Source organism: Streptantibioticus silvisoli (genome assembly GCF_027947535.2).
Classification (GTDB): Bacteria; Actinomycetota; Actinomycetes; order Streptomycetales; family Streptomycetaceae; genus Streptantibioticus_C; species Streptantibioticus_C silvisoli.
Map to the genome: position 1 here is coordinate 191649 of NZ_JAAGKO020000006.1, position 23769 is coordinate 215417.

Consider the following 23769-nt stretch of genomic DNA (forward strand, 5'->3'; position numbering starts at 1 on the left):
TCCACGTCCGTCGGCGAATGCGGCGTGAGCGTGACGAGGGCCGCGGTGCCGGCGCGCTGGCGCTGTCGGACAAGCCGGCGGAGTGGCGCCGGTCCGGCGCCGTCGGGCGAGGGGCTTTCGCCGTGCGTGGGGCCGACCGGGGTACTCGGGCCCCTGCGTATCGACTTCGATGCCGAGATCGTGGGACGCAACCCGTTCTACAACCTGCTCACCGCTGTCGTGGTGCCCCGGCCGATCGCCCGGGTGTCTTCGGCCGGCGCGGACGGAACGTCCCACCTCGCCCCCGCGTGATGCGGCGGAAAGCGCTGCCGCTACGGGGGACGGCAGTCGGGAGAGTGGAATCCGGCAACGGCCCCGGGCACAGGCGGCTCGAAGCGCTGATCGCGGCGAAACGCCGGCACGCCGACCGGACCGGCCACTGCTGCTGGCCAGCCGCCGACATCCTCTCGGGGGCTGCGCGGTAGGGACGGCCCCGGCCCTCGACGCTGCCCGTACCGCGCCGCCGCGAACCCCCGGACCCCTCCCCAGACCTCCGGGGACTGCCGGTACCCCCAAAGCTCCCGGATCTGCGACGCCTGCTCCCACCGGGCTTTCCGCCGCACCGGTGGGCGAACGGTCAGGGCCGGCCCGTGGTGCGGCCGAAGCGGTGTTCGAGGCGGGCGCGCAGTACCCGGACGCACGGGTCGTCCTGGTATCCGCTCAGGGCGAGCACCGCGTCCAGGTCCGCGGGTTCCAGGTCCGCCACGGGCCGGCCGAGCAGTGCGAGTACGGCGCCGCGCCGCAGGTCGTACAGCTGCAACCGGTCACGGTCGGGCGCTCCGGTGGTCAGGTAGGAGGTGCCGGGGAGCACGGTCGGCCGGTTCACGTCCCGGTACTCGTTCCAGCGGATCGCGGGCGACATCGCCGGCAGTGCGTCGTACCGGGCGGGGTCCTGTGCCAGAACCACCTGTGCCGTCCTGACCCGGTCTCGCGTGACGGGCGCCCGGCGCGGATCGGAGTCGGACGTGCTGCCCTCGACGCCGGTCAGCAGCAGGCCCGAGGGACAGCAGGGGAGTTCCTCCACCGTCAGGCGCCAGTCGACCCAGTCGGGGTGACGGGTGTCCTCGCGGTCCTCGTTCTCGTACCGCGCCGTGAAGTGCCACACGCGCCAGAACCTCCTGCCGCGGGCCAGCCCTCCGTTCGGGGCCACCGTCCAGCACACCAGGCTCCAGGAGTCGTGGACGGTCACCTCCTGCCAGTCCCGGTCGCCGTACTCGACGACGTCCGCCTTGTTCTCGCGTCGGACGGTCCGATCCCGGCTCGCGGTGATGAGGGCGTCGCCGAGGAAGCCGAGCGCTTCCACCGGCGCGGTCGGCTCGCGCTCGAACCCGCGCGATACCTGCCCGGGTTGCTCAGCCTCCGGCCGCCCGGCGGCGAGGAGCCGACCGTTCTGGTCGGTGACCACGACGCGGCCACCGCCGGCGAACGCCAGGCGGGTGCCGTCCGCCGACACGACCAGCTGATCGACGGGCCGCTCCCACCGGGACCGTCCCGGTGCGAGTCCGAGGTCACTCAGCGGCACGCGGTGGGTCAACTCACCTTGTGCCGAGCCGATCAGCAGGTCCGTCGCCGACGTCGCGGCCCACCCGCCCGCGGTGGCCACCAGGTGCCCCACGCAGCCTCCGTATATCCGGGTGCGGTCGTCGTCGGTGTAGCGCCACAGCGACGCCGGTTCGCCGGCGACCACGGTGCCGCCCTCGCACGGCACCACGAGGACGGGGTACGTCGGCTCGTCGTACGGGCGGCGGCTGAGGAGTTCGCCGCTCGGCAGCGCGTACCGCTCCAGATACAGGGGGGCGCTGTCGCGGGACGGCCTGCGGCCGGCGGACCGCTGGATGATGGCGGCGGCCCGTGACCTGCCGAGCCCGATGAGCTTCGCGGCGCGCAGTTCGACGGTCGTCAGCAGCTGCGGATCGGCCGCTGCCGCGGCCACCGCTCCGGCCGGAGCGGCCCGCAGTTCGGCGTACAGCGGTCGTTCGGCCGCCCGCTCCGGGCCCCACTGCGGGGGGAACCGGCCGATCTGGCGCACCGCGTCGGCGACCGGGAGCTCGATGACGTGCCGCCAGAGCTGCGCCCACCGTTCGTGGCGGGCCAGGGACGCACACAGTTCGGCGAGGGGCTTCCCGCTCAGCAGGGCGGTGCGCGCCTCCCCGCCGCTCGCGGTGATCCGGTGCAGCAGGTCGAACAGGCCGCCGTCGATCACCGCGCTCGTCAGGCGGGGCCGGGTGGCGGCGTCGGCGCCGGCGTACGCCTCCAGTGCCAGCGAGCCGTCCGGGTCGGCGGCGCGGTACCGCGCGTACCGCCCGTGGAGCAGCAGGAAGCAGGCGGCACGGGTCGGGTCCGCGGGTACCAGGTCGTGCCGCAGGCAGAACTCGGCGAGTGCCGGTACGTCGCGGGCCAGCTCGCACACGTCATCGACGACGTCCTGATCGCCCGCGGCGAGGATCTTGCGGCGGGCGATGCCGGCGACCGGATGGCCGGTCAGCGCGGCCGCCACGGCGATGCCCGGCCGCATGTCATCGGTCAGCTCGTGCTCACCCGGACGCATCGCGATGATGCCGAGCGGATCGCTCACGGCGGGCTCCTGCGACAACGGCGAGTGGCCGCGGAGCAGGTGGTGGAGCAGCACACGCACCTCGTAGTGCCTCCGGAACCACTCGGTCCACGCCGTGCTCAACCGCGGATCGGGCAGCGGCCCGGGACCCGCCAGCACCAGCAGCGCGGTCATGTTCCCTGCCAGCGCGGCCTGTTGCAGCCTCTCCTGTGCGGCGCGGCCCCGCGGCCCCAGCGTGGGCACCATCCACCACCGACGACCCCGGTTCGCGCGCCGCAGCAGCTCGCGCGCCTGCTCCTCGGTCATCCCCGGCTCCGCCGGTTCGCTGAGCACCCAGCTGATCCCGGCGATCCCGACCTGTCTCGCTCCGGCCATCCCCGCCCGCCCCCCGTCTCCGATCTCCTTCCCCGGCCAAGGCAGCCTGACGCGCGGTCGGACGTCCCCTCGGCGGGGAACCAGGCCCCAGGTGTCTCAAGGCCGACCCCGGCAGGGACGGACGAACGCCGGCTCGGATGGTGCACGGTCGCCGGTACGTACGCGGACGAACGCCGGGTCGGATGGTGCACGGTCGCCGGTACGTACGCGGACGAACGCCGGGTCGGATGGTGCACGGTCGCCGGTACGCACGCGACCACGAACTCGTCCAGTACTCCGGAACCCTCGTCACCCGAGCCGCCATCACCTTGATGGCCGGGCGCGTCACCCGGCGGCGCCGCTCGGCCGGCCAGCGCGCTGATCGCCTTCACTGATGTCACGGCCACTGATGTCACGGCCGAGTTCGAGGGGCCAGCGTGATCGTTCCCGCCGCCGTCGGATCGCTTGTGATGACCGCGAGACGTCTGTCCCCAGGTCCTCGGAGTCCAGTGCCTCGTGTGTCCAGGACCAAGGGTCGGTGCCCCGGGTCCCGGGCCGGGGCAGCCGCGGATCCCGCTCCGAAGTGCTCGACCCCGGCGTTGCCGACCAGCAGGTCCGGGCCGCCGAACGCGGACACCACCGCGCCGACGAGCTCGTGGGCCCGCGCCCTGTCACCGGTATCGGCCGGGAGGCCGACGCGGCACATCCGCTGTCCCGGAGTTCGCCGACGAGCGCATCGGCGGACTTCCGATCGGATCGGTAGTTGACCGCGACCGTGGCTCCCCGGGAGGCGAGCCGCCGCACGGTCGCGGCGCCGATCCCGCTGCTGCCTCCGGTGACCAGGGCCCGCTTGCCCGCCAGGCTTGATGTGGGTGTCATCGAGCCAACCGCGCTCTCTGTCGTGTCCGAAGGTGAAAAGTCCTTGGACCGCACTACCTGTCCCTTCGTCGGGCCTCCGGCCGCTTTGGTTAGGGACATTGACTATTGTGGTCATGTGCGGCACCCACGGCAACAGCGGTCGGCCTGGGCCGGTCGAGGAGCGGCCGGCGCGTGCGGAATGCGGCGAGCGCGGAGCCGTGCCCGCGTCATCGCGGCGAGGGCCGGGGGCGATCCGGTCCGGCGGCGGTGACGTAGGGTGTGAGCGCCCTGTGGGATCGGATGGTCGACGGAACCGAGAGCGGTATGGACGACGAGCAGCGGATTGACCTAGGGGTGTCGTTGTTCATCCCGTACCGGTACACCGAGGACCGGATGTTCCGGGCCCTGCGGGACGCCGGGTTCGACGACTGGACCCTCGCCCAGTGCCGGGTGTTCCAACGCGTCTCTCCGGACGGTTCGCGCCTCAAGGACCTCGCTGACCAGGCGCAGATGACCAAGCAGAGCGCCAGCGTGATGGTCGATCAGCTGGAGCGTCTGGGCTATGTGCGCCGACTCCCCGACCCTTCGGACGGCCGTGCCCGGCTGATCGTGATCGAGGAGCGCGGCAGGCGGGCGGTCGAAGTCGCCTCGAAGGCGCTCGACGAGATCCTCGCGGAGTGGAAGGCATACCTGGGCACCCGCAACTTCACGTTGCTGCACCAGATCCTCGATCAACTCCGAGAGATCACCGACCCCTACGCGCGGTAGACGCGGTCGCGCCGAGCCGTCCGCCCCCGATCCCCGTTCGCCCCGAGCCGCCGGGTTCCGGCGGACGCGGGCAGGCTGTCGGCTGCACCTCGAAGTGGTCGGCTCGGCCGACTTGTTGGTCACCTATTCTGACCATGTCGGCGATGGGGCGCGCGGCTGCCGCGGGTCGAGCGGAACGTGGCGTTCGGTCTCAGGGCGCGCCGGACACCGCGCGCGACGATCGCCGGACGGGTCACCGCGGCGTGTTCAGCTACTGGCGCCAAGCGGGCAAGGGGAGCGCGGGCCGTGCTCGGCCGCCCCGCTGACCGGAGCCGGGCGGCGACGGCGCCGATGCGCCCGGTGGCCCGCAGCATCACGGCACCTCATCGAGACCCCCGACGCGGCAGATTGCCGGAGTACGTCGCGGCGAACCCCGCGCCGAGGGTTCACAGCCGCTGCGGACGGGACGGGCTGCTGTCCGCGCGGGCGGTGACGGCCCGCGGCGGCGCGGAGCCCGTCGGTCCCGTTCGACGGCGGCACCGCCTTGATGGTGTCCCGGCACCGACCCGCCGCCGCGCGGCCCGACGCCGGGAAGGTCACCCGTGGAAGCCCGGCCCGACGCCGGGGAGGTCACCCGTGGAAGCCCGGAATGATCAGGTAGAGCCCGTACACGACGGCCGCCGCGCAGGCGAGGAAGCACAGTCCGGCCGCCGTCAGTGCGCTGCCGCCGCCTCGACCGCTCTCGCGGGCCGTCTCCCGCTGGGAGAGCGCGAGGACCCCCAGGACGAAGACGGTGACCACCGCGACGGTGGCCCCCACGCTCACTCCGGCGACCTCACCGAAGGCGTTCCAGTCCAGATTCATCGTCCAACTCCTGTTCGTTGTCGCCGGTCGTTTCCCGTCGGACCGCGGTGGTTCAGGCGGCCGCTACCGCGGGGGCGGACGGCCGTACGGCGACGTCGTGCGCGTCGTTGACGTTGTCGGCCCGGACGGGGTTGCGGCGCGAGAGCAGGACGATCCCGCCCGCCACGGCGGCGGTCAGGACGGCGATCACCACGATGCCGGCGGTCCCGCCGTGCACGACGACCGCGGCCGCCACCGCCCCGACCGCGGCGGCCGAGGGAAGGGTGACGAGCCAGCCCACGGCCATCCGCGAGGCGACGCCCCAGCGCACCTCGGCCAGGCGGCGGCCGATACCGGCGCCCAGGATGCCGCCGGAGCACACCTGGGTCGTCGACAGGGCGAAGCCGAGGCTGGCGGAGCTGAGAATGACCGCGGTGGACGCCGCCTCGGCCGCGAAGCCCTGCGGTGCCTGGATGTCGGTGATGCCCCTGCCCATCGTCCGGATGATCCGCCAGCCGCCGATGTACGTCCCCAGGCCGATGGCCAGGCCCGCCGTGCCGATCACCCACACCGGCGGCCCCGCCTGCTTGCCCAGCGCCCCGCAGGAGATCAGCGTCAAGGTGATGACGCCCATGGTCTTCTGCGCGTCGTTGGTGCCGTGGGCGAGGGAGACCATCGAGGCGGAGGCGATCTGGCCGATGCGGAATCCGCGGCCGACCGTCCTCTCCCTGGCGCGGCGGGTGAGGCGGTAGGCGAGATAGGTGGCCAGCAGCGCCGCCACGCCCGCCACCACCGGCGACAGCACCGCCGGGACGATGATCTTCTCGACCACCATTTCGAAGTGCACGCCGTGCTCGCCGGCGCCCACCCACACCGCGCCGATCAGCCCGCCGAACAGGGCGTGCGACGAACTCGACGGCAGGCCGAGCAGCCAGGTCATCAGGTTCCACAGGATCGCCCCGACCAGCCCGGCGAAGATCATCGCCGGAGTGACGAGGGCGTCGTCGACGATGCCTCCGGACACGGTCCTGGCCACCTCGGTCGACAAGAACGCGCCGACGAGATTGAGCACCCCGCTGATCAATACCGCTACTTTGGGCCTTAAGGCGCCGGTCGCGATGGATGTGGCCATCGCGTTCGCCGTGTCGTGAAAGCCGTTGGTGAAATCGAATGCCAATGCCGTGGCGATGACGACCGCCACGAGAAATGTGATGTGGCCCACCCGCCCAGCGAAGCAGCCGGAGACGTACCCCGGACGACACGCGTGTGAAGCACCCGCAGTTATTGAGGGTGAGAACGTACAACACCACCCGGCGTAATGAGCCGGACGTCGTGGGCGCCGGCCCGTCGGTCCCGCGGAAGTGCGGGGACTTGAAGCCGTGGAGCCGTGGAGCCGGACCAACACCCGCTCGACGGCCACCCCGAACGCCCCCGTCACACCGCTGGTTCGGCACTCCCGGGCCAGGCGGCCGGCCGTTCTCGGGAAACGAGCGAAAAGGTACCCGAAACGATGAAAGATGCGTCCAGTCAGCGAAAAACGTTTCGTGAACGGACGTTTTGCGGGGTGATGGCTCCTGGTTAAAGCGGCGTTCACGCGGGGGCGCGATGGTGCCTCGTGATCATGAGTGAAGTGTCGCGTCGGGCCGGTCGGGAGATCGGGGCCGACAGCCCCGGACGTGGGCGTGGCGACCACGCGGGGAGCGCTGTGCGCTGGGCGGGGCCGGCCGCCTCGGGTCTGGTGGCGTCGGTCTTCGGGCTGTGGCGGCTGACCGGGGCGGGAATGTGGCGGGACGAGGCGGTCACGTACTACGTCGCGCAGCGGAGCGTGTCGCAACTGTGGCGGCTGACCGGTCACGTGGACGCCGTCCACGGGTGCTACTACCTGCTCATCCACCTGGTCTTCGTGGTCTTCGGCCCCAGCGTGCCGGCCCTCCGGCTGCCGTCCGTGCTGGCCGGCGCCGGGACGGCCGCGCTGATCGCCGCGGTCGGGGGGCGGCTGGCCACCCGCCGGGCCGGGCTGTTCGCCGGGGTGTTCTGGGCCGTGCTTCCGCAGATCAGCCGGTACCTCCAGGAGGGCCGCTCCTACGCACTGGTGTCGTTGTGCACGGTGGCGGGCGCCTACTTCCTGGTGAGACGCCGATGGGCGGCCTTCGCGCTCGCGCTGGCCCTGGCCTGCGCGCTGAACCTGCTCGCCGTACTCGGCCTCGCCGCCTTCGGGGTGACGATCCTGCTCCGGCGCCTCCAGTGCGACGCGGATCGCCCGGCGACGGTTCGCGCCGTGTCCGCCCTGATGGCAGCGGCACTGGCGGGCGCCGTTCCGGTGGCCCTGCGCAGCCGCGGCGAGAGAGCCGCGATGATCAGCTGGATTCCGCGCCCCACCCCCAGGACCTGCGTCCACCTCGTCACCATGATGAGCGGCAGTCGACGCGTGGTACTACCGGTCCTCCTCGTCGCCGCCGTCGGCTGTCTGAGCCTCCTCGCCCGCCCGGCCCGCGAGGGCGTACGCGGCGACCGCGCTGACCGGCACCGTGAACGGGACGGTCGCGACCACCGCGGCCGAGAACGGCAGCTCGTCGCACTGGCACTGCCGCTGGCCGTGCTCCCGCCCTCGTTGCTCGTCGGCTACTCCCTGATCGCCGCCCCGGCGTTCATGCCGCGCTACGTGTTGTACGCGTTCGCCGGCGCGGCACTGCTCACCGGCCTCGGGCTCGACACGCTGGTGCGGGTGACGGGCGTGCTGCTGGAGCGAGCGGCCGGGCGGCGGCCGGGACGGATCGGCTCGGCCGGTGCGGACGGCGGCCGGGCCGGCGCGAGGGGTGGTCCGCACCGCGTCGCGCGCTGGAAGGGCGGCTTTCCGGGACTGGTGGCCGGGTGCGCGGCGATCGCGGTGGTCGCCGCGAGCGGGTGGCACGCCCAGCTGACGATCCGCAGGGCCGACGGCCACGGCGATCCGTTGCTCCGCATGGCCCGCGTGGTCCAGGACAACGCGAAGCCCGGCGACGGCGTACTCTTCCTCCCGGCCGAGAGCCGGTACGCCGAACTCGCCTACCCGGGCTGCTTCCGCCGCACCACCGACCTCGTCCCCGGTGCCACCCCTGCCCAGGCCGCCGGCCTCGTCGTCGACGACTACCCTCCGGCCGAACTCGCCGCCCGCCTGTCCGGTCATCGACGTGTCTGGGTCGTCCGGAGCTACTCGGCCTCCGACGACGAACCCGACTCCTACGCCCTGCTCCGCGCCGATGGCTACCACCGGACGCGTTCCTGGGCCGTGTGGACCACACGGGTCGTCCAGCTCTGGGTCGAATAGTCGACGGGGGCCGTCGACCGCCCTCGTCGTCACGGAAGGTGTGGTGGCGGAATCAATACGGTCCTCGCTGCGGAAAGGCGCCGAGGGCGGTGGAAAGCTCCTGATACCGCGGCTGTGGATTCGCCGAACAGTGGTGCTTCATTCATGCGTCGTACATGCCGTGATGGCACGACAGCCGCACCTCGGCGTCATATGGGACGGCCGCGTGGACGGGTCGTCGCCGCACCGGGACGGGATCCGAGGGCGCGGGAGGCCCCCGGGCATCTGGGAGAATCGGGGGGGTGAGCGAACGGGCCGATCCCCATACCCCGATCCGGGCGGGCATTCCGGAACACGGCAGGGTGCCGAAGTACTACGCGGTGAAGGCCCGCGTCGAGGTGCTGATCGCGGACCTGGGGGAGGGTGGGCTGCTGCCCACCGAGCGGGAGTTGGCGGCCGACTTCGGGGTGGCCCGTGAGACCGTGCGGCAGGCGCTGCGCGAGCTGCTCATCCAGGGCCGGGTGCGCCGCAAGGGGCGCGGCACCGTGGTCGCCGAGCCGAAGCTCGTGCAGCCGCTGTCCACCGCGAGCTACACCGAGGGCGTGCGCCAGCAGGGGCGGGTGCCCGGCCGGCACCTCGTCGGGCTCGAGCGGCTCCACGCCGACGTGGCGCTCGCGGCGGAACTGCGGCTGGAGGCCGGCGCGCCGGTCTGGCACATGGAGCGGGTGCTGCTCGCCGACGACGAGCGGGTGGGGCTGGAGAGTACGTACCTGGCGGTCGCGCGGGTGCCGCACCTGGAACGGGACTTCGCGCCGGACGCCTCCTTCTACGCCTTCCTGCGCGAGCGGCTCGGTGTCGAGCCGACGGTGGTGGACGAGCGCATCGAGACGGTGCTGGCCACCCCGCGCGAGGCCCTGCTGATCGGTACGCCGCCCGCGCTGCCGATGCTCCTGCTGCACCGTTCCAGCAGTGACGCCGAGGGGCGGCCGCTGGAGCGGGTGCGTTCCCTCTACCGTGGCGACCGTTTCAGCTTCACCGTCCGCCTGAGCCGTCCCTGACGCTCCCGGGGCCGGTGGGGCGCCACAACGCCAGGACCGGCCTCCTCGCGGGGCCCGGCGCACCCGTCCTCCACCCCGTAAATATCACGGAAAGATAACGGGTCTAGTCCAAGTTTGCCGCCCCGTTCACCCGCGGGTCGGAATCCCGTCGGAGGGCGGCCACCTGGAGTGGCGAACGTCGTCGCCGTGCGAACAACTGTCGTCGGAGCCGGGGTGCTGGGCACCATGCACGCCTGGCACGCCATAGAACGCGGCCATGAGGTCGTCCATCTGGAGCGGGAACGCGAGGCGCGCGGCGCCTCCGTCCGCAACTTCGGTCTGGTGTGGGTCAGCGGGCGGGCGGCCGGCGCCGAACTCGACGCCGCGCTGCGCGCCCGCGAGCTGTGGGAGGGGATCGGCGCGCGGGTGCCCGGCGTCGGCTTCCGCGCCAACGGGTCGCTGACCGTCGTGCGCACCCCGGCGGAGGAGGCGGTCGCCCGCGAGGCGCTCGACCGCCCCGACGCGGCCGCGCGCGGCCTGCGGTGGCTGGACCCGGACCGGGCCCGCGCCCTCAATCCCGCCCTGCGCGGTGCGTTGTCGGGCGCGCTGCACTGCGCGAGGGACGCCGCCGTCGAGTCCCGGGTGGCTCTGCCGGCGCTGCGCGCCGCGATGGAGGCCACCGGCCGCTACACGTTCCTGCCCGGACGGGAGGTCCGCGAGGTCGGACCGCACCTCGTCCGGGACGACCACGGCGTCCGCCACGCGTGCGACACCGTCGTGGTGACCACCGGCGCCTGGCTGTCCGGCCTCGTCCGGGAACTGGCGCCGCGACTGCCGGTGCGCCGGGTGCGGCTCCAGATGGCGCAGACCGATCCCCTGGACGAACCGCTGACGACGTCCCTGGCGGACGCCGACAGCTTCCGGTACTACCCCGCCTTCGCCGGCGGCGCGCTGGACGCCCTCGGGGCCGGGCAGCCCCAGCCGCCGACGGCCGCCGCGCACCGCATGCAGCTGCTGATGGTCCAGCGCCTCGACGGCGGCCTGACCATCGGCGACACCCACGAATACGACGAGGCCTTCGCCTTCGACGTCACCGAGGACCCCTACGACCACCTGCGGGAGCGGGCCGCCGAACTGCTCGGCCGGCCACTGCCCCGCATCCGCCGCCGCTGGGCCGGGGTGTACGCGCAGTGCGTGGACACCGCCCGGGTCGTGCACCGCGAGCAGGTGCTCGACGGGGTGTGGCTGGTCACCGGCCCGGGCGGCCGCGGCATGACCTGCGCCCCGGCGATCGGCGAGGCGACCGCGAACGAGATCGGCTGGTGAACGACATGACGACCCCCACCCCCACCACCCCGCCCACCCTGGTCGTGCTCGACATGGCAGGCACGACCGTGGCCGACGACGGCCTGGTCGAGTGGGCCTTCTCCCGGGCCGCGGAGGAACTCGGCGTCGAACCGGGCAGCCCCGACCACCAGGAGAAGCTGGACCACGTCCGCGCCACCATGGGCGAGTCCAAGATCACCGTCTTCCGCACCCTGTTCGGGACCGAGGAGCGCGCCCGGCGGGCCAACGCGGCGTTCGAGCGGGCCTACGCCGGCCTGCTCGACTCCGGTGCCTGCACCCCGCTGCCGGGAGCGGCCGACGCCATCGGGCAGTTGCGCTCCGCGGGGCGCACGGTCGTACTGACCACCGGTTTCTCCCGCACCACGCAGGACGCGATCCTGGCCGCCCTCGGCTGGCGGGACATCGCCGACCTCACGCTGTGCCCGGCCGACGCCGGACGCGGGCGCCCCTACCCCGACATGGTGCTCACCGCCTTGCTGCGCACCGGGACCGAGTCGGTGCGCGACATCGCGGTGGCGGGCGACACGGCCTACGACATGCTCAGCGGCGTGCGGGCCGGCGCCACCCACGTGCTCGGCTCGGTCGCCGAACTCCCGGCGCTGCTGGAAGGCACGGCCGGATGAGCGCGGCGGGAGGCGTCCGCCTCGACGGCGTCACGGTGGCCCACGGCGGCACGACCGTTCTGGACCGCCTGGACCTGTCCGTCGGGCCGGGCGAGGTGATGGCGCTGCTCGGGCCGTCCGGTTCCGGCAAGACGACCGCGCTGCGCGCCGTGGCCGGGTTCGTGCGCCCGTCCGCCGGCCGGGTGCTGATCGGCGGCCGCGACGTCACCGGGCTGCCGCCGTACCGCCGGGGCATCGGCATGGTCGTCCAGCAGTACGCGCTCTTCCCGCACTTGCGGGTCGAGCAGAACGTGGCGTTCGGCCTCAGGGCGCGCCGGACACCGCGCGCGACGATCACCGGACGGGTCACCGAGGCGCTGGAGATGGTCGGCATGGCCGGTTACGCGCGCCGCCACCCGCGTGAGCTGTCCGGCGGGCAGCAGCAGCGGGTCGCGATCGCCCGGGCCCTGGCGATCCGGCCGGACGTACTGCTGCTCGACGAGCCGCTGTCCGCGCTCGACGCCCGGCTGCGCTCCGGAATGCTGGCCGAACTCGCCCGGCTGCACCGGGAGTTGCCGCACGTGTCGATCCTGTACGTCACGCACGACCAGATCGAGGCGCTGACCCTGGCCGACCGGGTCGCCGTGCTCGACCAGGCCCGGCTGCGGGACTGCGGGACCCCGTACGAGCTGTACCGGACGCCGCGCACGGCGTTCACCGCCTCCTTCGTCGGCAACGCCAACCTGCTGCCCGTTCGCGGGGAGCGGGACGGCCGGGTCCGGCTGGCGGACACCCCGCTGCGGGTCGCGTCCGGCGCCGCCGGTCCGGGGGCGGGGGCCGAGGCCACCGTGTGCGTCCAGCCCCACCTGCTGCGGCTGCTCCCGGCACCGGACGCGGTCGGCGCCACCGGCGGCGCCGGGAGCGCCAACGTGCTGCGCGGCACCGTCACCGCCGTGCAGTGGCGCGGCCACACCCACCGGCTGCTGGTCGACGTTCACGGCCACGAGGTGCGCGCCGACGTCGGCGATCTGCGGCAGCCGCCCGCAGCGGGCGACGAGGTCGCCCTGGCCGTCGACCCCGAGGACACCGTCCTGCTGCCCGGCGGCCTCACCGACGGCGGCCACCGTGGCTAGCCCGGAACGCGCCGCGCCCCTCCCGGCCGGAACCGCCGCACGCCGCACCGGACCCCGGCGCGTCCTGCCCGGATGGCTGTGGGCGCTGCCCCCGGTCGGCGCGCTCGGGCTGGTCTTCCTCCATCCGCTCGTGCTGGTGGTCCGCCAGTCGCTTTCGCCGGACGGGGGCGGGCACTCGTTCGCGGCCTACGCACAGGTCCTCCAACAGGTGCCCTTCCGCGACGCGTTGTGGAACACCGTGTGGATCGCCGTGGCCTCCACCGCCGGCTGCCTGGTGCTCGGTTCGGTGCTGGCACTGGTGATCGCCTTCGTGCCGTTCCCCGGCGGCCGGGCGCTGAGCCGCTTCATCGACGTCTTCCTCGCCTTCCCGTCGTTCCTGATCACCCTGGCGCTGCTGTTCGTCTACGGCACAGTGGGCATGGCCAACGGCCTGTGGACCGACGCGACCGGCGCCGCCGACGGGCCGTTCACCTTCCTGCGGACGCCCTGGGGCGTGCTGCTCGCCGAGATCACCTACTTCACGCCGTTCGTCATGCGCCCGCTGCTCGCCGCGCTGTCCCAGGTGGACACCGCGCAGTTGGAGGTGGCCTCCTCACTGGGTGCCCGCGCCCCGCGCATCCTGCGGCAGATCGTGCTGCCCGAGGTGCTGCCCGCGCTCGGCGCCGGCGGCAGCCTGGTGCTGGTGCTGTGCCTCAACGAGTTCGGCATCGTGCTGTTCACCGACGCCAAGGGCGTAACGACGCTGCCGATGCTCGTCTACAGCAAGGCGATCCTCGACGGCGACTACCCGGGGGCGTGCGTGGTCGCGGTCGTCTCCGTGGCGCTGTCGGTCACGCTGTACACCCTCTACCGGGCGGTCCTGGCCCGCGCCGCGGGAGGTGCCCGCCGTGCTGGTGCATAGCAGGGCCGGCCGCTGGACGGCCTGGACGGTGTTCTTCGTACTGTTCCTGCCGCTGTTCGCCCTGCCCTTCCTGGTCGTACTGGCGGCGTCCTTCGCCACGCACTGGAGCGGGGCGCTGCCCTCGGTGCCGACGCTCGCCCACTACCGGGAGGCGCTGCACGGCGACTCGCTGCATGCCCTGACCACGAGCCTGCTGACCGCGACCGGGGCGAGCGTGTCCGCGCTGGTGCTGGGCGGCTGGGCCGCGCTCGCCGCCGAGCGGCTGCCGCGCCGGCTGCGCCGGGTGGTGGACGCGCTGTTCATGCTGCCGCTCGCGGTGCCGTCGGTCGTCGTCGGCCTGTGCCTGCTGGTGGCCTTCTCCCAGCCACCGTTCCTGCTCAACGGAACCGCCTGGATCGTGGTGCTGGCGCACACCGTGCTGGTGACCGCCTTCGCCCACCAGTCGGTCGGCGCGGCGCTGACCCGGCTGGACCCCGCCTACGAACAGAGCGCCGCGAGCCTGGGCGCCCGCCCGCTGTACGTGCTGTGGCGCATCCGCCTGCCGCTGCTGCTTCCGTCGCTGACGGCGGCCGCGGGGCTGTGCTTCGCCCTGTCGATGGGCGAGTTGAGCGCCACGGTGATGCTCTACCCGCCGGGCTGGGTGCCGCTGCCGGTGCGGATCTACAGCGCCACCAGCCGGGGCTCGCTCTTCGAGGGGGCCGCGCTGGCCGTCGTGATGATGGCCGCGACGCTCGCGGTCCTGCTCGGTGTCTCCCGCATCCGCAACCGGGCCGCCCACCGCTGACCCGCCCGGCGACCCTCCTCCCCGTCCCCCTCCTCCCGAACCACCGCTGCCCGGGCGACGCCCCGCACAGCCGAAGGAGCACAGCGTCATGCCCACGAAGAATCGTTTCCTCACCACGCTCGCCGCAGGCGCCGCCACCCTGTCCCTGGCGGCCGTCCTGACCGCCTGCGGCGGCTCCCCCGCGGCCGGCAGCGGCAAGCCGTCGACCGAGGTGACCGTCTACAGCGCGGACGGCCTGCACTCCGACGACGGCGACGGCTTCTACGACAAGGCGTTCAAGCAGTTCACCGCGGCCACCGGCATCAAGGTGAACTACGTCGAGGGCGGTTCCGGCGAGATGGTGCAGCGCCTGGTGCGCGAGCGGTCCAACACCCAGGCCGACCTGATCGTCACCCTGCCGCCGTTCATCCAGCAGGCCGAGAGCAAGGGCCTGCTCCAGACCTACCGGCCGGCCGGCGCCGACCAGGTGGCCGCCGCCGACAAGGACCCGGCCGGCCGGTGGACCTCCATCGTCGACAACTACCTGTGCTTCGTCTACAACACCCAGAAGCTGCCGTCACCGCCGAAGACCTGGAACGACCTGCTCGCGCCGGCGTTCAGGAGCAAGCTCCAGTACTCCACGCCGGGCGTCGCCGGGGACGGTACCGCCGTGCTGATCAAGGCCATGCACGACCTGGGCGGCCAGGGCCCGGCCCTGGACTACCTCAAGAAGCTCCAGACCAACAACGTCGGCCCGTCCGCGTCCACCGGCCAGCTCGCCGCCGAGGTCGACAAGGGCGAACTGCTCGTGGCCAACGGCGACGTGCAGATGAACTACGCCGACCGGACCACCATGCCGCACCAGGGCATCTTCTTCCCGGCCGCCACCGCCGGCGGCCGGCCGACCACCTTCGCGCTGCCGTACGCGGCGGGCCTGGTGGCGAACGCACCGCACGCCGACGCCGGCAAGAAGCTGCTGGACTTCCTGCTGACCGCGCCGGTGCAGAGGGAAGTCTTCTCGGTCGGCGGCGGGTTCTCCTCCCGCACCGACGTGCACGCGACCGACCCGGACGCCGTCGGGCTGCGCAGGACCATGGCCGGCGTCGAGGTCTTCACCCCGGACTGGAAGGACATCGCCGCCCACCTGACGGCGTACGTGGACGCCTGGCAGTCCGCCACCGGCAGCAGCTGACCGCCGCACCGGCCGGCACGGAACCGCACCGCCCCCACCCCACCCCGCACCGCACCGCATGTGCGTACCCCTGGGCACCACCCACCCCATCGAGGAGAATCCGTGACGCCCCTGACCCGCCGCACGTTCCTCGGCGCCGCCGCCGCGACGTCCCTCGCCGCCACCGCCGGCGTCCTGCCCGGCTCCCTCCAGCAGGCGATGGCCGCCGCACCGAGGACCGGCACGCTCGACGACGTCGAGCACGTGGTGATCCTCATGCAGGAGAACCGCTCCTTCGACCACTACTTCGGCACCCTCAAGGGCGTCCGCGGCTACGCCGACCGCTCGAAGCTGCGCTTCCCGTCCGGGTCCGACGTGCTGCACCAGACCAGCTCGGGCCCGTCCGGCGGCAACCTCGTCCTGCCCTGGCACCTGGACACCTCCACCACCGACGCCCAGCGGATCAGCGACCTCGACCACGGCTGGTCCGGCACGCACAGCGCCTGGAACAACGGCCTGTACAACAACTGGGTGCCGGCCAAGACCGCGACCTCCATGGGGTACTACCAGCGCTCCGACATCCCGTTCCAGTACGCGCTGGCCGAGGCGTTCACCGTCTGCGACCAGTACTTCTGCTCGGTGCAGGGACCGACCAACCCCAACCGGCTCTACCAGTGGAGCGGGATGATCGACCCGGCCGGGACCGGCGGCGGGCCCGTGACCGACAACTCCGAGCAGGGGTACAGCTGGACCACCTACGCCGAGCGGCTCCAGGCGGCCGGCATCTCGTGGCGGGTCTACCAGCAGCAGGACAACTACGACGACAACCCGCTCGCGTGGTTCAAGAACTTCCAGAACGCGGCCACCACCTCACCGCTGTACGTCAACGGCCTCCAGCGGCGCGGCGCCGACGCGTTCGCCGCGGACGTCGCCGCCGGCACGCTGCCCGCGGTCAGCTGGGTCGTCGCCCCCACCGCGCAGAGCGAGCACCCCGACTACCCGCCGGCCTACGGCGCCGACTTCACCTCGACGTACCTCCTGAAGGCGCTGGCCGCCGACCCGGCGGTGTGGGCGAAGACGGTGGTCTTCCTCAACTTCGACGAGAACGACGGCTTCTTCGACCACGTCGCACCGCCGGTCGCCCCCGCGGGCACGGCCGACGAGTTCATCGGCGGCGCGCCGATCGGGCTCGGGCCGCGGGTGCCGATGATCGTCATCTCGCCCTGGAGCCGCGGGGGTTACGTCAACTCCCAGGTCGCCGACCACACCTCTCCGCTGCGGTTCCTGGAGAACTGGACGGGCGTGAAGGAGACCAACATCTCCGCCTGGCGGCGGACCGTGTGCGGCGACCTCATGTCGGCGTTCGACTTCACCACCGCCAACACCACCTTCCCCTCACTGCCGGACACCGCCGCCCTGGTCACCGCATGCGACGCCGAGCAGTCGCTACCGGCCGCCGAACCCCCGGCCACGCCGGTCGCACCGGTCCAGGAGGCGGGCACCCGGCCGGCCCGCACGGTCGACTACTTCTTCGACACCACGTCGTGGACCGACACCTCGACCGGCCGCATCTGGTTCAAGACCACCGGCACCGGCTCACTCGGCGGCGGGTTCACCGCCTACACCGTCAACCACCGCAGCTACGACAGCTGGAGCTACACGCTGACGGCCGGCGGCAGCATCTCGGACTACTTCAGCGCCCAGACCTACGGCGGCGGCCCGTACGACATCGACCTGCACGGACCGGACGGCTACCTGCGCGGCTTCCAGGGCGACGTGCGCACCTGGAGCGACACCACGAAGGGCCACCCGGAGGCGGCACTGTCCATCGCCCCGTCCGCACCACTGGCCCTGGTGCTGACCCTGACCAACTCCGGCGGCGCCGCGGTGACGTTCACCGTGGGCGCCAACGGCTACACCGGCACCGGGGGATCCAGCGCCACGGTCGCGGCCGGTGGCACGAAGACACTCACCCTCGCACCGGCCTCCGACGGCCAGTACGACTACACGGTGACCGCGAACGTCGGCGACGGCTTCACCCGGCGGTTCGCCGGACGCACCCACGCGTAACGCACGATCCGCCGGGCGGGAGCCCCCGCCCGGCGGACCGGGCCCGGCGACACCGCGCCCGGAGGCTCCCCGCACGTTCCCCTCCGGGGTGCCGCTTCGGCGGTACGAGCCGCTGGTCGTGACGACCTTCCCGCCAACTCGCCGGGACATCGCCCGGCACCCGGTTCGTCGAACCCGGCCGGACCCGGCGGACCCGGCGGTCGGGGCCGACGGCGTGCCCTCCGGGCGGCCCGCAGTCCCGGCCGGCGGAGCACGCGGTCACTGTCAGGACATCGCACCGGCCCGCTGATCGGTGCGATGGCCCGCCGGCTGCGTGTCGGCACGGTCCCGGCTGTCCGGGCCCAACGGTGCCAGCAGCCCCCGCTGCGATGCGTGCGCCCCCGCCTGGAAGCGGGACTCGGCACCCAGCAGCGTCATGATCTCGGCCACGTACCGCCGGTAGGTGCGCACCGACACCTCCAGCTCGCGAGCGGCGACCTCGTCGGTCAGGCCCAGCCGCAGGCAGCTGAGGACCTGCCGGACGGTGTCGGAGCGGACCCGGTCGCCGAAGCAGATCCGGTCCGCGGTGACCGTGGAGCTCTTCCAGATGGTGTCGGCCAGTGAGCCCAGGGCCTGGATCACCGAGGGGGACCGGATCATCGAGGCCCGGACGCCGACGGAGGACTCCGCGCAGACGAGTGCCTCGCGGCGGTCGACGATCACCGCGGTGAGCGGGGCCATCGCGAAGATCCGCAACTTCAACGACCCGTCGGTGCCGGAGGCGCGTTCCGCCAGCTTCCGGTCGAGCGTGCCACGGGTGCATAACATGCGAACGGTGACCTGCTGCGATCCGGAGACCAGCAGGTCGCCCACCGCGGAGTTGACCGCGCGGGCGACGTTCGGATCGCCCGACAGCAGAACGTCGACCGACTCCTTCGCCTCCTTGATCATCTGCTTCGCCGAGGACGCCACCTCGCCGTCCTCGGCCCCCAGCACGCTGACCAGGGCGTCCCTCGTTATCCGGTCGCGGTGCCTGGCCATCATCCGGTCGATGAGCGAGCGGGCCTCCAGCAGGTCCTTCTCGAAGTCGTCGCTCACCTGGTCGAGCCGGTCGATCCGCGCGGACGGATCGTGGATGTCGCGGCCCGCGGTGTGTCTTGAAGTCGTCGAATCGTTCACGCCCTGCTCCCTGCGCCGTGGTCGGGACTGTGGTCAACCTGGTCTCAGAGCACCTGTTGGCCGCATTCCGGAAGCAAACGCAGTTCGGCTGCCCGGACCCCCGCCTGGAAACGGGAGTTGACGCCGAGGTCGCGCATGATCTCCGCGACGTGCCGGCGGTAGGTGCGCAGTGACACGTTCATCTCCTGTGCGGCGACGGCGTCGGTGCGCCCGGCGTACAGGTGCTCCAGGATGCGCTGCCCCATGTCGGTGTGCAGCCGGCCGTCGAGCCGCTCGTACTCGTCGAGGAGCACCGCGCCGCGCCAGACGCAGGCGAACAGCAGTTCAAGGGTCCGGGCCGCTGCGGGGTCCTCCATCACCCGGCCGTTCACGTCGTCCTCCTGGGGCGCCCTGACCACCGCGGCCCTGCCGTCCATCATCAGGGCCTCGTCCAACTTGACGTCGGTGACCCGGACTTCGCAGTTCGGCACGCGGGGAACGATGTGCCGCACCAGGGGCGTGCCGAGCGCCCTCGGCGCGCACAGCAGCCGGACGGCGACCGAACGGCCCCCGGCCCTGCTGCGGCGTACGAGTGCGGTCGCGATCTCGGTCGCCTGGTCCGCGTCGCCCGAGAGGGTCGCACTGACCCGCTGCCGCGCGCCGCCGACGAGGGTCAGGACGGGGCTCTCGCTGCTTTCGCGGTCGGATCCCGTATCGTCGCGGCCGCGCTGCGCCGACAGCGAGCGATAAGCGGTCACGGTCGAATCTATAAGTGACCGCGCCTCCAGAAGCCTTCGTTCGAAACCGTCCGGGGCTGCCTCGTTCGGATTGGCCCTGGAAAGCAATGCCGTGCTGGTTGCCACTTTTCCCCCACCCGTTGGGAATGCAAGCGAGCCCGGGGATACAGAAAATCGCCGAGATCTCAGAGACATGGTCGATCGAATACTCACCGGTAGCCGAGGCTTCTCAGGCTCGGGGGTGAAGGCGACCTATCCTATGCCCGTCGCAGACATTATCCATGCCACCTCTATCGAGTCAATGTGAGGGTGTTGGTGAATTATCAACGAACGGCAATCGGTCTATCACCGCACTTGTAGCGGTTCGGCTCCCCTGTCCCGAGTTGGCCGTTATGTCGCGGCGCGGGATTGGGGGTCTGGCAGTTTCCTGTTACGGGCATTGCCGGGCGGTGGGCGCCCGTATACCAGGGGACGGATTGCAAAAACGATTCGGGCAACCGGCAAGATGGTCGCCGATCTTGCCCTCGAAGTGCCGGAATGGCTGTCGGGCGTGCCGACCTGCGGTATGAACGAGGTATGCGGCATACGCGGGGCGGCGGGCGCGGCGCTGAACATCGTCGGTTTCGCGCGCGGTTACGGACCGGGACGGGCTGTTCACCCGGGGCGAGCGAGTCCGGCGGCTTCCTGGGACCTGCGCATCGGTGACCGGTCGGTGCGGCGAGGGCGGCGGGCGCGGCAGAAGGCGGCCGGCCGGCCCGGCGGTCCCGGTGCCCGGCATCGTCGGTGAGGCCCGGCGAGCAGCTGCCCGACCCGCCTTGGAATGCACCGCTCGAAACCCGGTGGATTGGGGTTGGAATCGGTGCGCACGCGTTGCCCAAGCCGATGGCAAAACTCTGTTAACGGTATTCCTAAGTCGCAGGGGTAACCGCAAGGAAGGTCGACGGTGTACTCGTGGCGATGCCGCACGGACACCGTCGGGCTTCCGCGACGAGCGAATCGCCGTGAAGACGGGAACCTCGTCGTGAACACGGGAACCGCCCTCTTCCGGTTCCCCGGTCGCGCACGCCAATGCCCCGACGGGGATAGGCACATCGAGGCGGAACGGTTTCGGGCGCGGCGGGGGCGCCGCAACTGCGAGCCGGGAAAACCCGCGCCCGCGGGGAAGGGCGGCAGCGGCACCGAGAAGGGAAAATGCGGACGGCGAATGCCGAAAGGCACGCCGCTGAACAGCGGTGCCCGGCCGGAGGCAGAACCGGTCGATCCGCCCCGGAGGTTATCACCGTCGGACGGCACGCCCTGCCGCGGGTTCGATGGTCCGTGCGACCTCGCGCACGACGTGGCGACGGCGAGTGCGGCGTCCGGCCGGTTCGCCGGCAGCAAAAGGGGGCCGCACTCCCGGCGTGGCTGCTCCGACCGCCGCAGGTGTCGGGGAACGTATCGGGGTGACCGGCTTCCTTGCCGGCTCGAAGGGCGGCCCGGGCCGGGCTCGACGCGGAGATCGCGGCGTGCGCCGAGGTGCGATCACGTCGCGCCGACGGACCGCGTGCGCAAGAGGACCAGGGATGAACGCTCCCGGCGCGGACCGGCCGGCCGCGGCTCACCGCGCACCGGCGCCGCGGCCGGCATCAGGGACGGGTCACCTACGGCCGCGCGCTCTCCAGCCTCGGCGAGGCGCCGTGGCCCGCACCAGGGGCGGGCGTTCCGACGGCAGGTCCGGTCCCGCCGGGTGGGAGTGGTCCCGCCGGGTGGGAGCAGTGCTGCCTGCGGGCCGGGGCGCCGGTCCGGCCGGAGCGGCGCCCCCGCCCGCTCGTTCGAGGCGGCACCGCCGTCCTGCCGTCCGGCCCGGGGCGCCGAACGCCGGTGCGTCAGCCCATCGCGTCCTGGAGGCTCTTGGGGCGCATGTCGGTCCAGTGCTCGGTGATGTGGTCCAGGCACGCCTGGCGGGGCGCCTCACCGAAGGCCACCCGCCAGCCGGCCGGCACCTCGATGAAGGACGGCCACAGCGAGTGCTGGAGCTCGTCGTTCACCAGGACGAGGAATGAACCGTTGTCGTCCTCGAATGGGTTGCTCACAGGTTTTCCCCTCGGAATCGTTCCCGGACTGCTGGATTCCCCTCATACAAGCCGTCGGGAGCCGTCCGCCTCAAGGCCGGCAGCAGGTAGCTGTCACGGCCGGCGGGGCCGGGAGGCCGAGAACAGCACGCGCATGACCAGGACGGCGGAGACCAGCAGCAGGTGGTAGCCGAGGAGTTCGGTGAGGCTGATCGACGGCGTCACCATCGGCCCGCGCCGGACGTTCAGCAGCACGGTGCCCATCACGCCGGTGGTCGCGCCCAGGAGCGTCAGCAGGACGTCGTACAGGAGGGTGCGCAGGTACGCCCGGTCCTGCGGGTCGGCGAACATCCGCACGCCCACGGTCAGCCGGCCGTGCTCCAGCGCACCGGTCACCCGGTCCAGCCGGCGCGGCAGCCGCCGCAGCACCGCCAGCGCCCCGGCCAGCTCGCCGCCGACCGCCTGCCGTACCGCCTCCGGCCCGCCACCGGCCAGCTGCTTCCTGACCATGCCCTGCGCCTGCTCCACCAGGTTGAACCCGGGACGGATCCGCACCAGGGTGCCCTCCAGCGTCGCCAGCGCCCGGAAGACGGTGGCCACCTCCGGCGGGATCTTCAGCCCGTGGGCCGCCACCAGCCGGAACAACGCGGTGAACACCTGGATGTCGGGGAGGCTGCCCGGTGCGAAGTGCACGGCCATGAACCGTCCCAGGGAGCGTTCCAGGCCGTGTTCGTCCAGGTCGTCGGGGCGGTCGACCACCTCGAGCAGTGCGTCGCACAGCGCGGCGGCGTTCCCGCGGTGCACCGCCGAGATGAACCTCCGCAGTCCGGACTGCAGGCGGGCGTCCACCCGGCCGACCGAGCCGAAGTCCACCAGGCCGATGCCGCCGTCGTCGAGCAGCAGGATGTTGCCGGGGTGGGGATCGGCGTGGAAGGTGCCGTCGACCATGATCTGCTGGAGCATGTTCGCCAGCAGGCTCCCGGCGAGGTCCGCACGGTCGAGCCCCAGGTCGTCCAGGGACGCGTAGGCCGCGCCGATGGGCCGGCCCGGCAGGCGCTCCAGCACCAGGACCCGCTCCCCGGACAACTCCTCGTAGGCGGACGGCAGCCGGACCACCGGATCCTGGGGGCGGCGGGCCCACGCCCTGGTGATGACGGCCAGGTTCCTGGCCTCGGTCCGGAAGTCGAGTTCCTCGTGCACCGAAGCGGCGAAGGCCTCGGCCAGCTCGACCACGCCGAGCGCGGCGGCCCACCGGGTCCGCTCCTCCAGCATCCGGGCGAGCCGGCAGATCACCTCCAGGTCCCGTTCCACCACCGGCCTGATGCCGGGGCGTTGGACCTTGACCACCACCGGCTCGCCGCAGTGCAACCGGGCCAGGTGGACCTGCGCCACCGAGGCGGCGGCCAGCGGCTCCGGGTCGAACTGCGCGAACACCTCGGCGACCGGCCGGCCGTACGCCTCGCGCAGCACCGCCTCGACCTCGGTCCACGGCGCGGGCGGCACCTGGGACTGGAGCCGGCTCAACTCGGTGACGAACGCCGGCGGCAGCAGGTCGTCACGGGTGGAGAGCATCTGGCCGAGCTTCACGAACGTCGTCCCGGCCTCCTCCAGCGCCAGCCGCAGCGGGTACGCCAGCTGGTCGCCGCTCCTGCCGCGCCCGCCGGGCCCGCGGCCGCGCAGGTACGGGCGCAGTCCGTGCCGGACGATGATGGAGCTGATGTGGGAGTAGCGGCGGCCGCGGTCGAGCCGGGAGCGCACGCTCCGCAGCCAGGCGGCGGGCCGGCACGAGCCGCTGGGGACCACCACCTCCGAGACGGCGAGGAAGCCCATCGCCACCACCAGCGCGCTGCCCACCTGCACCCCGGTCAGCACACCGCGCTGCTCGGGCCGCTGCATCACCGAGCTGAAGACGGCCAGCCCGGCGATGCCCACCAGGCCGGTGAGCAGGGTGCGCAGCACGCTGGTGCGCACGCCCAGCAGTCTGCGCGCACCGGCGGCGAAGGCCGTGACGAACACGATGAGCACGAGGGACGCGCTGATGAACTCGGCGGCTTTCATCATCCTGGATAGACCTGCGTTTCCGCTTCGTTGTCCGGAGCCACGGCTGCCGCGCGGAGGCTTCGTCCCCGGTCGCGGCCG

18 protein-coding genes are annotated in these 23769 nt (G+C 72.5%); 10 read left to right on the forward strand and 8 right to left on the reverse strand.

Annotated elements, in window-relative coordinates; genetic code table 11:
- Positions 1 to 616 precede the first annotated feature (616 nt).
- Both POF43_RS06800 and POF43_RS06805 read right to left on the reverse strand, forming a co-directional pair.
- Entirely contained in the window at positions 617 to 2968 is a 2352-nt protein-coding gene (locus POF43_RS06800) for a hypothetical protein (protein ID WP_271323074.1), read from the reverse strand.
- Between the two features lie 324 nt (positions 2969 to 3292).
- Positions 3293 to 3925, reverse strand: coding sequence for an SDR family NAD(P)-dependent oxidoreductase (locus tag POF43_RS06805; RefSeq protein WP_308217726.1), 633 nt, complete (start codon positions 3923 to 3925; stop codon positions 3293 to 3295).
- A gap of 180 nt (positions 3926 to 4105) precedes the next feature.
- Between POF43_RS06805 and POF43_RS06810 the strand changes: the two genes are divergently transcribed.
- Positions 4106 to 4573 carry a MarR family winged helix-turn-helix transcriptional regulator gene (locus POF43_RS06810; RefSeq protein ID WP_271323075.1) on the forward strand — a complete coding sequence of 156 codons (468 nt, stop codon included), beginning with the start codon at positions 4106 to 4108 and terminating at the stop codon, positions 4571 to 4573.
- 609 nt (positions 4574 to 5182) lie between these two features.
- Here POF43_RS06810 and POF43_RS06815 read toward each other — a convergent pair.
- On the reverse strand, positions 5183 to 5416 hold the full coding sequence (locus tag POF43_RS06815) for a hypothetical protein (protein WP_271323076.1): 234 nt from the start codon (positions 5414 to 5416) through the stop codon (positions 5183 to 5185).
- 52 nt (positions 5417 to 5468) lie between these two features.
- Entirely contained in the window at positions 5469 to 6617 is a 1149-nt protein-coding gene (locus POF43_RS06820) for an inorganic phosphate transporter (RefSeq protein WP_271323077.1), read from the reverse strand.
- 483 nt (positions 6618 to 7100) lie between these two features.
- Between POF43_RS06820 and POF43_RS06825 the strand changes: the two genes are divergently transcribed.
- From POF43_RS06825 to POF43_RS06865, 9 genes are all read left to right on the forward strand, one after another.
- A complete protein-coding gene (locus POF43_RS06825; RefSeq protein WP_271323078.1) occupies positions 7101 to 8702 on the forward strand; it encodes a glycosyltransferase family 39 protein in 1602 nt (533 codons plus the stop codon).
- 281 nt (positions 8703 to 8983) lie between these two features.
- Positions 8984 to 9739 carry a GntR family transcriptional regulator gene (locus tag POF43_RS06830; protein ID WP_271314137.1) on the forward strand — a complete coding sequence of 252 codons (756 nt, stop codon included), beginning with the start codon at positions 8984 to 8986 and terminating at the stop codon, positions 9737 to 9739.
- A 186-nt stretch (positions 9740 to 9925) separates the two neighbouring features.
- Positions 9926 to 11044 carry a TIGR03364 family FAD-dependent oxidoreductase gene (locus POF43_RS06835; protein ID WP_271323079.1) on the forward strand — a complete coding sequence of 373 codons (1119 nt, stop codon included), beginning with the start codon at positions 9926 to 9928 and terminating at the stop codon, positions 11042 to 11044.
- 5 nt (positions 11045 to 11049) lie between these two features.
- A complete protein-coding gene (locus POF43_RS06840) occupies positions 11050 to 11688 on the forward strand; it encodes an HAD family hydrolase (protein ID WP_282698433.1) in 639 nt (212 codons plus the stop codon).
- Complete coding sequence (locus POF43_RS06845) at positions 11685 to 12800, forward strand: ABC transporter ATP-binding protein (RefSeq protein WP_271325426.1); 1116 nt, start codon at positions 11685 to 11687, stop codon at positions 12798 to 12800. Before POF43_RS06840 ends, POF43_RS06845 begins: the two co-directional genes overlap by 4 nt.
- Positions 12793 to 13701, forward strand: a complete 909-nt coding sequence (locus POF43_RS06850; protein WP_271325425.1) for a 2-aminoethylphosphonate ABC transporter permease subunit — start codon at positions 12793 to 12795, stop codon at positions 13699 to 13701. Before POF43_RS06845 ends, POF43_RS06850 begins: the two co-directional genes overlap by 8 nt.
- Entirely contained in the window at positions 13688 to 14485 is a 798-nt protein-coding gene (locus POF43_RS06855; protein WP_271325424.1) for an ABC transporter permease, read from the forward strand. The genes POF43_RS06850 and POF43_RS06855 overlap by 14 nt, the downstream gene beginning before the upstream one ends.
- An 88-nt stretch (positions 14486 to 14573) precedes the next feature.
- The gene (locus POF43_RS06860; RefSeq protein ID WP_271323454.1) at positions 14574 to 15656 is read left to right on the forward strand and encodes a 2-aminoethylphosphonate ABC transporter substrate-binding protein; all 1083 of its coding nucleotides are present in this window, start codon (positions 14574 to 14576) and stop codon (positions 15654 to 15656) included.
- A gap of 102 nt (positions 15657 to 15758) precedes the next feature.
- The gene (locus POF43_RS06865) at positions 15759 to 17705 is read left to right on the forward strand and encodes a phosphocholine-specific phospholipase C (RefSeq protein ID WP_271323455.1); all 1947 of its coding nucleotides are present in this window, start codon (positions 15759 to 15761) and stop codon (positions 17703 to 17705) included.
- 264 nt (positions 17706 to 17969) lie between these two features.
- Here the strand turns inward: POF43_RS06865 and POF43_RS06870 are convergent, their stop codons facing one another.
- From POF43_RS06870 to POF43_RS06885, 4 genes are all read right to left on the reverse strand, one after another.
- Positions 17970 to 18863, reverse strand: a complete 894-nt coding sequence (locus POF43_RS06870) for a helix-turn-helix domain-containing protein (protein ID WP_271314590.1) — start codon at positions 18861 to 18863, stop codon at positions 17970 to 17972.
- Between the two features lie 44 nt (positions 18864 to 18907).
- Entirely contained in the window at positions 18908 to 19600 is a 693-nt protein-coding gene (locus tag POF43_RS06875; protein WP_282704460.1) for a helix-turn-helix transcriptional regulator, read from the reverse strand.
- Between the two features lie 1844 nt (positions 19601 to 21444).
- The gene (locus POF43_RS06880; RefSeq protein ID WP_271314588.1) at positions 21445 to 21651 is read right to left on the reverse strand and encodes an MbtH family protein; all 207 of its coding nucleotides are present in this window, start codon (positions 21649 to 21651) and stop codon (positions 21445 to 21447) included.
- 93 nt (positions 21652 to 21744) lie between these two features.
- Complete coding sequence (locus POF43_RS06885; RefSeq protein WP_271323457.1) at positions 21745 to 23691, reverse strand: ABC1 kinase family protein; 1947 nt, start codon at positions 23689 to 23691, stop codon at positions 21745 to 21747.
- Positions 23692 to 23769 lie beyond the last annotated feature (78 nt).